Source organism: Streptomyces sp. NPDC057099 (genome assembly GCF_042671245.1).
Taxonomy (GTDB): domain Bacteria; phylum Actinomycetota; class Actinomycetes; order Streptomycetales; family Streptomycetaceae; genus Streptomyces; species Streptomyces purpurascens.
The window spans coordinates 255,254-267,998 of record NZ_JBHUTX010000003.1; the positions used below are offsets into that span (position 1 = coordinate 255,254).

The following is a 12,745-nucleotide window of genomic DNA, read 5'->3' on the forward strand; positions in this document are numbered from 1 at the left end:
TCCCCGATGTCCGGTCTGGGGGGCGCGGTTTGTGGGGCGGGCCCCGGATCCACGATGATGATCGCGGCAAAGGCTTGTGCGAACCACGTTGATCGATCTGCCGAACAGGCGGTGAACGTGGCCTTCCCGGTATCCGATAGCCTCTGCCGACATGCCGCCCGGGAGCCACCGGAGCGGGCGCCCCCACCCAGCACAGCACTGGCGCGGACGCGTCGGTACCAGGGAGTGAATTCGGTTGTCGACCGCCATCCTCACCGGTCAGCCGGTCCCCGGATCGTCGATCGAGGCCGATCTGCGGTCCCTCGGTTTCGACGTGCGGAGCGCGGCCGACACCGCCGAGGCCGAGACCCTGCTCGCCGCGGTGCCGGGCGAGGAACGGGTCGCCCTGGTCGACGCCCGGTTCGTGGGGCATGTGCACGCGCTGCGGCTCGGCCTCACCGACCCCCGCTTCCCGCTCGCCGCGATCCCCGGCGCCGTCACCGCACAGCCCGCCGGCCGCCAGGCCCTCACCCGGGCGATGGCCCGCGAGAACTCCGCGGGCGGCGGCACCACCCTGGTCGACAGCCTCGCCGACCGCATCCTCACGGCCCTGGACACCGACGGCACCGAGGTGCACCGCCCCGAGCTGGGCAGCCTCGTCGCCGTCGTCCCCGCCGACCCGCAGGTCCGCAACGAGGCACGGCAGGCGCTGACGACCGTCGACGACGAGGCCGTACGCCTGAAGTCGGCCGTGAAGTCCCGCGACGGCTTCTTCACCACCTACTGCATCAGCCCGTACTCCCGCTACATCGCCCGCTGGTGCGCCCGCCGCGGCCTGACCCCGAACCAGGTCACCACCGCCTCGCTCATCACCGCCCTCATAGCGGCGGCCTGCGCGGCCACCGGCACCCGCGGCGGCTTCGTCGCGGCCGGCGTCCTGCTGATCGCGTCCTTCGTACTGGACTGCGTCGACGGCCAGATCGCCCGCTACTCCCTGCAGTACTCCACGCTCGGCGCCTGGCTCGACGCCACCTTCGACCGGGCCAAGGAGTACGCCTACTACGCCGGCCTCGCCCTCGGAGCCGCCCGCGGCGGTGACGACGTCTGGGCCCTCGCGCTCGGCGCCATGGTCCTGCAGACCTGCCGGCACGTCGTGGACTTCTCCTTCAACGAGGCGAACCACGACGCCACCGCCAACACCAGCCCCACCGCCGCCCTCTCGGGCAAGCTCGACAGCGTCGGCTGGACGGTCTGGGTCCGTCGCATGATCGTCCTGCCCATCGGCGAGCGCTGGGCGATGATCGCGGTCCTCACGGCGGCCACGACTCCTCGTATCACCTTCTACGCGCTGCTCATCGGCTGCGCCTTCGCGGCGACCTACACCACGGCGGGCCGGGTGCTGCGCTCCCTGACCCGCAAGGCCCGGCGGACCGACCGGGCGGCGCAGGCGCTGGCCGACCTCGCGGACAGCGGGCCGCTCGCCCAGGGCCTAGCGGAGGCGCTCAAGAAGCCCGCCCGCGGGCTGCCGGGCTTCACGGCCCCCGTCGTGGCCTTCCTCGGCGGCCTCGCCGTCGTGCTCACGGCCGCCCTGACCGGCTTCGGCGGACCGTGGGCGATCGTCGCCGCCGTCGTCTACGCCCTGACCTCGGGCCTCGCCGTCGCCCGCCCCCTCAAGGGCGCCCTCGACTGGCTCGTCCCGCCGCTCTTCCGCGCCGCCGAGTACGGCACCGTCCTCGTCCTCGCGGCCAAGGCGGACGTGAACGGAGCCCTTCCTGCGGCTTTCGGGCTGGTGGCCGCGGTCGCCTACCATCACTACGACACGGTGTACCGCATCCGCGGCAACGCCGGAGCGTCCCCGGCCTGGCTGGTGCGTTCCATCGGGGGGCACGAGGGACGGACGCTGCTCGTCACCGTCCTCGCCGCGCTGCTCACCGCCTCGCAGTTCACGGTCGCGCTCACGGCTCTGGCCGTGGCCGTGGCCCTGGTGGTGCTCCTCGAGAGCATCCGCTTCTGGGTGGCCGCCCACAAGGGTGGCGCGCCCGCCGTACACGATGAAGGAGAACCCGCATGATCGGCCTCGTGCTGGCGGCCGGCGCCGGACGGCGTCTGCGCCCCTACACCGACAGCCTTCCCAAGGCTCTGGTGCCGGTGGGTCCCGCGGGCATAGAGGGCGAACCGACGGTTCTCGACCTGACCCTCGCCAACTTCGCCGAGGTCGGCCTCACCGAGGTCGGCATCATCGTCGGCTACCGCAAGGAGGCCGTGTACGCGCGCAAGGAAGCGCTGGAGGCGAAGTACGGCGTCAAGCTCACCCTCATCGACAACGACAAGGCCGAGGAGTGGAACAACGCCTACTCCCTGTGGTGCGGGCGTGACGCCCTCAAGGACGGGGTGATCCTCGCCAACGGCGACACCGTCCACCCGGTCTCCGTCGAGAAGACGCTGCTCGCCGCCCGCGGCGACGGCAAGAAGATCATCCTCGCCCTGGACACGGTCAAGGACCTGGCCGACGAGGAGATGAAGGTCGTCGTCGACCCCGCCAAGGGCATGACGAAGATCACCAAGCTGATGGACCCCGCCGAGGCCACCGGCGAGTACATCGGCGTCACCCTCATCGAGGGCGACGCGGCCGCCGAGCTGGCCGACGCGCTCAAGACCGTGTGGGAGACCGACCCGCAGCAGTTCTACGAGCACGGCTACCAAGAGCTCGTGAACCGCGGCTTCCGTATCGACGTGGCGCCGATCGGCGACGTCAAGTGGGTGGAGATCGACAATCACGACGATCTCGCCCGCGGACGGGAGATCGCGTGCCAGTACTGACCCGGCTCATCCCCTCCCCGCTCGTCGTGGACATCCGTCCGGCTGCCCTCGACGACCTGGCCTGTGTCCTCGCCGACGAGCGCATCTCGCAGTCCGGCCGCCTCGCCGTCGCCGTCAGCGGCGGCTCCGGCGCCAGGCTGCGCGAGCGCATCTCGCCGAGCATGCCCGGCGCCACCTGGTACGAGGTCGGCGGCGGCACCCTCGACGACGCGGTCCGGCTGGCGAGCGACATAAAGGCCGGCCACTTCGACGCGGTCGTGGGGCTCGGCGGCGGCAAGATCATCGACTGCGCCAAGTTCGCCGCGGCGCGCGTCGGCCTGCCGCTGGTCGCCGTCCCGACGAACCTCGCGCACGACGGTCTGTGCTCGCCGGTCGCCACCCTCGACAACGACGCGGGCCGCGGCTCGTACGGAGTGCCGAACCCGATCGCGGTCGTCATCGACCTGGACGTGATCCGTGAGGCCCCGGTCCGTTTCGTCCGCGCCGGCATCGGCGACGCCGTCTCCAACATCTCGGCGATCGCCGACTGGGAGCTGGCCAACCGCGTCAAGGGCGAGCGCATCGACGGCCTCGCCGCGGCCATGGCCCGCCAGGCGGGCGAGGCCGTGCTCCGGCACCCCGGCGGCATCGGCGACAACGACTTCCTCCAGGTGCTCGCCGAGGCGCTGGTCCTCAGCGGCATCGCCATGTCGGTGTCGGGCGACTCACGGCCGTCCTCCGGGGCGTGCCACGAGATCAACCACGCCTTCGACCTGCTCTACCCGAAGCGGGCCGCCGCCCACGGCGAGCAGTGCGGACTGGGCGCGGCCTTCGCGATGTGGCTGCGCGGGGCGCACGAGGAGTCGGCCTACATGGCCGAGGTGCTGCGCCGGCACGGGCTGCCCGTGCTGCCGGACGAGATCGGCTTCACGACGGACGAGTTCGTCAAGGCCGTCGAGTTCGCCCCGGAGACCCGCCCCGGCCGCTACACCATCATCGAACACCTCGACCTGAACACCGAACAGATCAAGGACATCTACGCCGACTATGTCAAGGCCATCGGTAGCTGAACTACGCCCCGTCGTTCACCCCGCGGGGGTGAAGGACCGGCGCAGCGGTGAGCACTGGATGGGACGCCTCTACATGCGTGAGGTGTCCCTGCGGGTCGACCGTTACCTGGTCAACACCAGGGTCACGCCCAACCAGCTCACCTACCTGATGACCGTCTTCGGTGTGCTCGCGGCCCCGGCCCTGCTGGTGCCGGGGATCGCGGGCGCGGTGCTCGGCGTCGTCATGGTCCAGATGTATCTCCTGCTGGACTGCGTCGACGGCGAGATCGCGCGCTGGAAGAAGCAGTACTCGCTCAACGGCGTCTACCTCGACCGGGTGGGTGCCTACCTCACCGACGCCGCGGTGCTCGTCGGCTTCGGTCTGCGCGCCGCCGACCTGTGGGGCAGCGGCCGGATCGACTGGCTGTGGGCCTTCCTCGGCACCCTGGCCGCCCTCGGCGCCATCCTGATCAAGGCCGAGACCGACCTCGTCGGCGTCGCCCGGCACCAGGCCGGAAAGCCGCCGGTCCAGGAGACCGCCTCCGAGATGCGCTCCTCCGGCATGGCGCTGGCCCGCAAGGCCGCCGGTGCCCTGAAGTTCCACCGGCTGATCCTCGGCATCGAGGCGTCCCTGCTGATCCTGGTGCTGGCGATCGTCGACCAGGCCCGCGGCGACCTCTTCTTCTCCCGGCTCGGCGTGGCCGTGCTGGCCGGCATCGCGCTGGTGCAGACCCTGCTCCACCTCGTGTCCATCCTCGCTTCGAGCAGGCTGAAGTGAGCGGCATGAAGGTCGGCGCGGTCATCATCACCATGGGCAACCGCCCCGACGAACTGCGCGCCCTCCTGGACTCGGTCGCCAAGCAGGACGGCGACCCGGTCGAGGTGGTCGTCGTCGGCAACGGCTCGCCCGTCCCGGACGTCCCCGAGGGCGTCCGCACCATCGAGCTGCCCGAGAACCTCGGCATCCCCGGCGGCCGCAACGTCGGCATCGAGGCCTTCGGCCCGGCCGGCCGGGACGTCGACGTCCTGCTGTTCCTGGACGACGACGGGCTGCTCGCGGGCCACGACACCGCCGCGCTGTGCCGGAAGGCCTTCGAGGCCGACCCGAAGCTCGGCATCGTGAGTTTTCGCATAGCCGACCCGGAGACCGGCGTCACCCAGCGCCGCCACGTGCCCCGGCTGCGCGCCGCCGACCCGATGCGCTCCTCGCGCGTCACCACCTTCCTCGGCGGCGCCAACGCCGTCCGCACCCGGGTCTTCGCCGACGTCGGCGGACTCCCGGACGAGTTCTTCTACGCCCACGAGGAAACCGACCTGGCATGGCGGGCCCTCGACGCGGGCTGGATGATCGACTACCGCTCCGACATGGTGCTGTACCACCCGACGACCGCGCCCTCGCGGCACGCGGTCTACCACCGCATGGTCGCCCGCAACCGCGTCTGGCTGGCCCGCAGAAACCTCCCCGCGGCGCTCGTCCCGGTCTATCTCGGCGTGTGGCTGCTGCTCACCCTCGTACGCCGCCCCAGCCGCCTCGCCCTGCGGGCCTGGTTCGGCGGATTCCGCGAAGGCTGGACGACTCCGTGCGGACCCCGCCGGCCCATGAAGTGGCGTACGGTGTGGCGGCTGACCCGACTGGGCCGGCCCCCCGTCATCTGACAAGCTCGTATCCGGGAGTATCCGGGAGCACCCGGGCCGTACCCTGGCCCCCGGCTCATGCAGGCCCGCACAGGCCACGCATCTCGAAGACGAAAGTTTCCACTAGTGAGTGAGACAACGCACGATGCCCCGGTCGCGGTGAGCGCGTCCGCGGCGCCCGACGAGGGACTCACGGCGAGGGAGCTCGCCGCCAAGCACGGGCTGAGCGTCAGCGGCGCCCGGCCGTCCCTCATCGAGTACGTCCGTCAGCTCTGGGACCGGCGGCACTTCATCCTCGCCTTCTCCCGCGCGAAGCTGACCGCCCAGTACAGCCAGGCCAAGCTCGGCCAGCTGTGGCAGGTGGCCACGCCGCTGCTGAACGCGGCCGTGTACTTCTTCATCTTCGGCCTGCTCCTGGAAGCCGACCGGGGCATGACCCGCGACGTGTACATCCCGTTCCTGGTCACGGGCGTGTTCGTGTTCACCTTCACGCAGAGCTCCGTGATGGCGGGCGTGCGCGCGATCTCCGGCAACCTCGGCCTGGTCCGCGCCCTGCACTTCCCGCGCGCCTCCCTGCCGATCTCGTTCGCGCTGCAGCAGCTCCAGCAGCTGCTGTTCTCGATGATCGTGCTGTTCGCCATCACGATCGGCTTCGGTCACTACCCCGACCTGTCCTGGCTGCTGATCGTCCCGGTGCTCCTCCTGCAGTTCTGCTTCAACACCGGACTCGCGCTGATCATGGCCCGGGCGGGCGCCAAGACCCCGGACCTCGCGCAGCTGATGCCGTTCGTGATGCGGACGTGGATGTACGCGTCGGGCGTGATGTTCTCCATCCCGATCTTCCTCGAGTCCAAGCCGGACTGGATCTCGAACGTCCTGCAGTGGAACCCGGCCGCGATCTACATGGATCTGATGCGCTTCTCCCTCATCGACGACTACAGCTCCAAGTACCTGCCCGACCATGTGTGGGCGGCCGCGGGCGGCTGGGCCGTGCTCTTCGCCCTCGGCGGCTTCGTGTACTTCTGGAAGGCGGAGGAGAGGTACGGCCGTGGCTGAGCAGAAGCAGGACGCGAGGATCCCCACCGTCGTCGCGGACGACCTTCACATCGTCTACCGCGTCAACGGCGCCAAGTCCGGAAAGGGCAGCGCCACCGCGGCCCTCAGCCGGATCCTGAAGCGGGGCTCCGACGACGCGGCGCGGGGCGTGCGCAAGGTGCACGCGGTACGCGGCGTCTCCTTCGTGGCGTACCGCGGCGAGGCCATCGGCCTGATCGGCTCCAACGGCTCCGGCAAGTCGACCCTGCTGCGTGCCATCGCCGGTCTGCTGCCCGCCGAGCAGGGCAAGGTCTACACCGACGGCCAGCCCTCGCTGCTCGGCGTCAACGCGGCCCTGATGAACGACCTCACGGGCGAGCGGAACGTCATATTGGGCGGGCTCGCCATGGGCATGTCCCGCGAGGAGATCAAGGACCGCTACCAGCAGATCGTCGACTTCTCCGGCATCAACGAGAAGGGCGACTTCATCACCCTGCCCATGCGCACCTACTCCTCCGGCATGGCGGCCCGGCTCCGCTTCTCCATCGCCGCGGCCAAGGACCACGACGTCCTGATGATCGACGAGGCCCTGGCCACCGGCGACCGCAAGTTCCAGAAGCGCTCCGAGGACCGCATCCGCGAGCTGCGCAAGGAAGCCGGCACCGTGTTTCTGGTCAGCCACAACAACAAGTCGATCCGCGACACCTGCGACCGCGTCCTGTGGCTGGAGCGCGGTGAGCTGCGGATGGACGGCCCGACCGACGAGGTGCTCAAGGAGTACGAGAAGTTCACCGGCAAGTAGCCCGGATCGGCCAGGGCCCCGCCGCAACTGTTCCGGCGGGGCCCCGCGTCTGCAAAGGAAACGTCAACTCCGGTCCATCTCAGGAAGCTTGGGGCCAATCGGTGTGTTCTCGTGATGTGCGGGACACCCTGGCGGACCCCGACACGTTGTACAACGTAAGCTGTACAGGTCCCGAAACACGGCAATCAGGGCGATAATGCGCGACACCGCTCGTCGGGCAGCCGTGCGGACGGCTGGGCGGCGTGTCCGAAATAGTGTGTATTGGGTCGGCAGTGTAGAACGGGAGATGTGACGGCGATGGCTACGGATACTCCCCAGCTCCACGCAGCACGTGCCGTCCCCGCGCCGGGCAGCCGGCGGTGACGGGAACCGGCACGGCACGCGCCCTCGACCCGGAGCGCGGCACCCTCGACAAGGCCGCGGGCGAGAACTTCCCCGTGGCCCCCTTCTTCCTGCCCCGGCCCTGGCGCGCCGACCTCATGGCCGTCTACGGCTTCGCCCGCCTGGTCGACGACATCGGCGACGGCGACCTGGCCCCCGGTGGTGCCGACGCCCGGCTGCTCGGCGTGGCCCCGCAGGACGCCGAGGACCGGCTGGTCCTGCTGGACGCCTTCGAGGCCGACCTGCGCAGGGTCTTCGACTCCACCCCGCGCCACCCCCTGCTGCGCCGCCTCCAGCCCACCGTCCGCCGCTGCTCGCTGACCCCGGAGCCGTTCCTCGGCCTGATCGCCGCCAACCGCCAGGACCAGCTGGTCACCCGGTACGAGACGTACGACGACCTCCTCGCCTACTGCGAACTCTCGGCCAACCCCGTGGGCCGTCTGGTCCTCTCCGTCACCGGCACCTCGACGCCCGAGCGGATCCGCCGCTCCGACATGATCTGCACGGCCCTGCAGATCGTCGAGCACCTCCAGGACGTGGCCGAGGACCTCGGCCGCGACCGTGTGTACCTGCCCGCCGCCGACATGAAGCGATTTCACGTCCGGGAGGCGGATCTCGCCACGAAATCTGCCGGAGCGTCGGTCCGTGCGTTGATTGCGTATGAGGCGCAAAGGGCCCGGGATCTCCTGAATGAAGGCGCCCCCCTGGTGGGTAGCGTCCACGGCAGGTTGAAGCTGCTGCTCGCGGGGTTCGTGGCGGGGGGAAGGGCGGCCGTCCACGCGATCGCCGCCGCCGAATACGACGTACTTCCCGGCCCGCCCGAGCCCGGCAAGGTCCGGTTGCTGCGTGAGGTGGGCGTGACTCTGCGAGGAGAGGGGTGATCCGGACCGTGGAGTCGGAACCACACGCGTCCCCACCGGTACTCGCCGCCTACAGCTACTGCGAGGCCGTCACCGGGCGGCAGGCCCGTAACTTCGCCTACGGCATCCGGCTGCTGCCGACGCCTCAGCGCCGTGCGATGTCGGCGCTGTACGCGTTCTCGCGGCGGGTCGACGACATCGGCGACGGCGCGCTCGCCCACGATGTCAAGGTCGCCAGGATGGAGGAGACCCGGGCGCTGCTCACCCGGATCCGTGAGGGCGAGGTCGACGAGGACGACATCGATCCCGTCGCGGTCGCGCTCACGCACGCCGCCGGGGCCTTCCCGATCCCGCTGGGCGGCCTGGACGAGCTCATCGACGGTGTCCTGATGGACGTCCGCGGTGAGACGTACGAGACCTGGGACGACCTGAAGGTCTACTGCCGCTGTGTCGCGGGCGCCATCGGGCGCCTCTCGCTCGGTGTGTTCGGCACGGAGCCGGGGGCGCGCGGCGTCGACCGCGCGCCCGAGTATGCCGACACGCTCGGGCTTGCGCTCCAGCTCACCAACATCCTGCGGGACATCCGCGAGGACGCCGTGGGCGGGCGCACCTACCTGCCCGCCGACGACCTCGCCAAGTTCGGCTGCTCGGCCGGCTTCAGCGGGCCGCGGCCACCGGAGGGCTCCGACTTCGCGGGCCTCGTGCACTTCGAAGTGCGACGGGCCCGCGCTCTGTTCGCCGAGGGCTACCGGCTGCTCCCCATGCTCGACCGGCGCAGCGGCGCCTGTGTCGCCGCCATGGCCGGCATCTACCGCCGCCTCCTCGACCGCATCGAGCGCGACCCGGAGGCCGTGCTGCGCGGCCGCGTCTCCCTCCCCGGCCGGGAGAAGGCCTACGTCGCCGTACGCGGCCTGTCCGGCCTGGACGCCCGCCATGTGACGCGACGTGCCGTCAGGAGGCGCGCGTGACAGGCGAACGGGGCCAGGAGGAGACCACCGACGACGAGGCACACCCCTGCCGGGGGACCCGTGACGGGTCGGACTGCACCGACCTCCCGGCACGCGCTCCGCACACCTGCCGGGACGCCCGCTACGGTCCGGACACCATCCGCGCCGTCACGGCGCGCGGCCTGCGTGCCTGCTGGCGTGCCCGTGTGAGGCCGGACAGCTGCGGCGTCACGGCGCGCGGCCTGCGTGCCTGTCGGCGGGCCGGTGTGAGGTCGGACAGCTGCGGCGTCACGGCGTGCGGCCCGTTCGCCTGCCGGGAGGCCGGCTTCGGGTCGGACGGCATTCGCGCCGGGGCGTGCGGCTACGGGTCGGACAGCTTCGGCGTCACGGCGCGGGCCCCGTATGCCTGCCGAGGGACCCGCGACGGGTCGGACAGCCTCGGTGCCAGGGCGCGCGGCCCGCGCGCCTGTCGGGAGGTGCGGCCGGGGTCTTCCCCGCGCCGCCGGGGATCCGGCGCCGTAGTCGGCGGCGGCCTCGCCGGTGGGGGTGCGGTGGCCCGGCGTGGCTGCGACGTCCCTCTCCGCCACACCGTCGGAGACAAGCGGTGGGCAACCCTCCGGTGCGGTGTCGCGTCCCAGACGGAGACGGCCGGTCCCGCAGCGTTCTCGGCGCACGGCCGCCGCGCAGGGGAGGGGGCGCGATGACCCACGGCACGCGGTCCCAGGGGCCGGTCGCGGACGGGCGGCACACCGTCGTGGTGGGCGGCGGGCTCGCCGGCATCACCACCGCGCTCGCGCTCGCCGACGCCGGAGTGCGCGTCACCCTGCTGGAGGGCAGGCCGCGACTCGGCGGGCTGGCCTTCTCCTTCCAGCGCGGCGAGCTGACCGTCGACAACGGACAGCATGTGTACCTGCGCTGCTGCACCGCCTACCGCTGGTTCCTCGACCGCATCGAGGGCGCGGCCCTGGCTCCGCTGCAGGACCGGCTCGACGTACCCGTCCTGGACGTCGCGCGGCCCGAGGGACGCCGCCTCGGCAGGCTGCGGCGCGACGCGCTGCCCGTGCCCCTGCATCTGGGACGCAGCCTCGCCACCTACCCGCACCTCTCGCTCGCCGACCGTGCCAAGGTGGGCCGCGCCGCGCTCGCGCTCAAGGGCCTCGACCTCGCCGATCCGGCGCTGGACGCACAGGACTTCGGCAGCTGGCTGACCGCGCACGGCCAGTCGGCCCGTGCCGTCGAGGCCCTGTGGGACCTGGTCGGGGTCGCCACCCTCAACGCGGTCGCGGGCGACGCCTCCCTGGGGCTCGCCGCGATGGTGTTCAAGACCGGGCTGCTGTCCGACCCGGGCGCGGCCGACATCGGCTGGGCGCACGTCCCGCTCGGCGAGCTGCACGACCGGCTGGCCCGCAAGGCCCTCGACTCTGCGGGCGTCCGCACCGAGATCCGGACACGAGTCACCTCCGTCGTGGAGAACACCGACGGCGGGTGGAGCGTTCAGGTTCCCGGCGAGACGCTGGAGGCGGACGCGGTGGTGTTCGCCGTACCGCAGCGTGAGGCCCACGACCTGCTGCCCGAGGGGGCCCTGGACGCCCCCGAGCGGCTTCTGGAGATCGGCACCGCGCCGATCCTCAACGTCCATGTGGTGTACGACCGCAAGGTGCTCGCCCAGCCCTTCTTCACCACCCTCGGCTCCCCGGTGCAGTGGGTCTTCGACCGGACCGAGGCGTCCGGGCTGCGCGAGGGCCAGTACCTCGCCCTGTCCCAGTCCGCGGCCCAGGACGAGATCGACGAGCCCGTGGCCGTGCTGCGCGAGCGGTACCTGCCCGAGCTGGAGCGGCTGCTGCCCCTGACCCGCGGCGCCGAGGTGAAGGACTTCTTCGTCACCCGGGAGCGCACCGCGACCTTCGCTCCCACCCCCGGCGTCGGGCGCCTCAGGCCCGGTGCCCGCACCAAGGCATCCGGCCTCTACCTGGCCGGAGCGTGGACCGCCACCGGGTGGCCCGCGACCATGGAGAGTGCGGTCCGAAGTGGCGTCGGCGCGGCGGACGCCGTGCTGGGCGCCCTGGGCCGGCCCCGCCCACGCCACCTCTTCGAGTTCGAGGAGGCGGCGTGATGCTCGATCACCAGCACCACACGGCAGGCGGCCCCCGCACCTCCGGTACCGCAACAAGAGGAGAGACTGTGCCCACTGTGCCCCCGGCCTCGAAGGCCGCTCGAGAGACCGCGGTGGACGTGGCCGCGCTCCTGGAGCGCGGTCGGACCCTGGCCATGCCGGTCCTGCGGGCGGCCATCGACCGCCTGGCACCTCCCATGGACACTGTTGCCGCCTACCACTTCGGATGGATCGACGCCCAGGGCAGGCCCACGGCGGGGGACGGCGGCAAGGCCGTACGCCCCGCCCTCGCGGTGCTGTCCGCCGAGGTCATGTCCGCCGCCCCCGAGACCGGCATCCCCGGCGCCGTCGCCGTGGAACTGGTCCACAACTTCTCCCTCCTCCACGACGACCTGATGGACGGCGACGAGCAGCGCCGACACCGCGACACGGTCTGGAAGGTGCACGGCCCCGCCCAGGCCATCCTGGTCGGCGACGCCCTGTTCGCCCTCGCCAACGAGGTGCTCCTCGAACTCGGCACCGTCGAGGCCGGCCGCGCCACCCGCCGTCTGACCACCGCCACCCGCGCCCTGATCGACGGTCAGGCCCAGGACATCTCCTACGAGCACCGCGACCGCGTCACCGTCGAGGAATGCCTGGAGATGGAGGGCAACAAGACCGGCGCCCTGCTCGCCTCCGCCAGCTCCATCGGCGCGGTGCTCGGCGGCGCCGACGACCGCACCGCCGACACGCTGGAGAAGTACGGCTACCACCTGGGCCTCGCCTTCCAGGCCGTCGACGACCTCCTCGGCATCTGGGGCGACCCGGTCTCCACCGGCAAGCGGACCTGGAGCGACCTGCGCCAGCGCAAGAAGTCGCTGCCGGTCGTGGCCGCCCTCGCGGCGGGCGGCTCCGCCTCCGAGCGGCTCGGCGAGATCCTCGCCGCCGACGCCAAGAGCAGCGACTTCGAGAACTTCTCCGAGGAGGAGTTCGCGGCCCGCGCCGCCCTCATCGAGGAGGCGGGCGGCCGCGAATGGACCGCCGACGAGGCACGCCGCCAGCACACCATCGCCATCGAAGCCCTCGACGCCGTCGACATGCCCGACCGGGTGCGGGACCAGTTCGCCGCGCTCGCCGACTTCGTCGTCGTACGAAAGAGATGATCA

The 12,745-nt window shown here is 71.6% G+C and carries 12 protein-coding genes; all 12 read left to right on the forward strand.

Going from position 1 to position 12,745, the window contains the following annotated elements; translation table 11 throughout:
• The first annotated feature begins 235 nt into the window (after positions 1-235).
• Positions 236-2,050 carry a DUF5941 domain-containing protein gene (locus tag ACFT4A_RS05810; RefSeq protein ID WP_382826310.1) on the forward strand — a complete coding sequence of 605 codons (1,815 nt, stop codon included), beginning with the start codon at positions 236-238 and terminating at the stop codon, positions 2,048-2,050.
• A complete protein-coding gene (locus tag ACFT4A_RS05815) occupies positions 2,047-2,799 on the forward strand; it encodes a sugar phosphate nucleotidyltransferase (protein ID WP_382826312.1) in 753 nt (250 codons plus the stop codon). Before ACFT4A_RS05810 ends, ACFT4A_RS05815 begins: the two co-directional genes overlap by 4 nt.
• Positions 2,787-3,848 (forward strand): iron-containing alcohol dehydrogenase family protein, encoded by a 1,062-nt coding sequence (locus ACFT4A_RS05820; RefSeq protein WP_382826313.1) that lies wholly within the window; start codon positions 2,787-2,789, stop codon positions 3,846-3,848. Before ACFT4A_RS05815 ends, ACFT4A_RS05820 begins: the two co-directional genes overlap by 13 nt.
• On the forward strand, positions 3,826-4,605 hold the full coding sequence (locus ACFT4A_RS05825) for a CDP-alcohol phosphatidyltransferase family protein (RefSeq protein ID WP_189726014.1): 780 nt from the start codon (positions 3,826-3,828) through the stop codon (positions 4,603-4,605). The genes ACFT4A_RS05820 and ACFT4A_RS05825 overlap by 23 nt, the downstream gene beginning before the upstream one ends.
• 5 nt (positions 4,606-4,610) lie before the next feature.
• Positions 4,611-5,483, forward strand: coding sequence for a glycosyltransferase family 2 protein (locus ACFT4A_RS05830; RefSeq protein WP_382826626.1), 873 nt, complete (start codon positions 4,611-4,613; stop codon positions 5,481-5,483).
• 105 nt (positions 5,484-5,588) lie between these two features.
• Positions 5,589-6,518: an ABC transporter permease gene (locus ACFT4A_RS05835; protein ID WP_382826314.1), complete on the forward strand. Its 930-nt coding sequence runs from the start codon at positions 5,589-5,591 to the stop codon at positions 6,516-6,518.
• Positions 6,511-7,299: an ABC transporter ATP-binding protein gene (locus tag ACFT4A_RS05840; protein WP_184588096.1), complete on the forward strand. Its 789-nt coding sequence runs from the start codon at positions 6,511-6,513 to the stop codon at positions 7,297-7,299. The genes ACFT4A_RS05835 and ACFT4A_RS05840 overlap by 8 nt, the downstream gene beginning before the upstream one ends.
• A gap of 359 nt (positions 7,300-7,658) precedes the next feature.
• Entirely contained in the window at positions 7,659-8,561 is a 903-nt protein-coding gene (gene hpnC, locus ACFT4A_RS05845) for a squalene synthase HpnC (protein ID WP_382826316.1), read from the forward strand.
• Positions 8,558-9,508: a presqualene diphosphate synthase HpnD gene (hpnD, locus tag ACFT4A_RS05850; RefSeq protein ID WP_382826318.1), complete on the forward strand. Its 951-nt coding sequence runs from the start codon at positions 8,558-8,560 to the stop codon at positions 9,506-9,508. Before hpnC ends, hpnD begins: the two co-directional genes overlap by 4 nt.
• A 530-nt stretch (positions 9,509-10,038) precedes the next feature.
• Positions 10,039-10,191, forward strand: a complete 153-nt coding sequence (locus ACFT4A_RS05855; protein WP_382826628.1) for a DUF6380 family protein — start codon at positions 10,039-10,041, stop codon at positions 10,189-10,191.
• Complete coding sequence (gene hpnE / locus ACFT4A_RS05860; RefSeq protein WP_382826320.1) at positions 10,188-11,600, forward strand: hydroxysqualene dehydroxylase HpnE; 1,413 nt, start codon at positions 10,188-10,190, stop codon at positions 11,598-11,600. Before ACFT4A_RS05855 ends, hpnE begins: the two co-directional genes overlap by 4 nt.
• A 77-nt stretch (positions 11,601-11,677) precedes the next feature.
• Positions 11,678-12,742, forward strand: coding sequence for a polyprenyl synthetase family protein (locus ACFT4A_RS05865; RefSeq protein WP_382826629.1), 1,065 nt, complete (start codon positions 11,678-11,680; stop codon positions 12,740-12,742).
• Positions 12,743-12,745 lie beyond the last annotated feature (3 nt).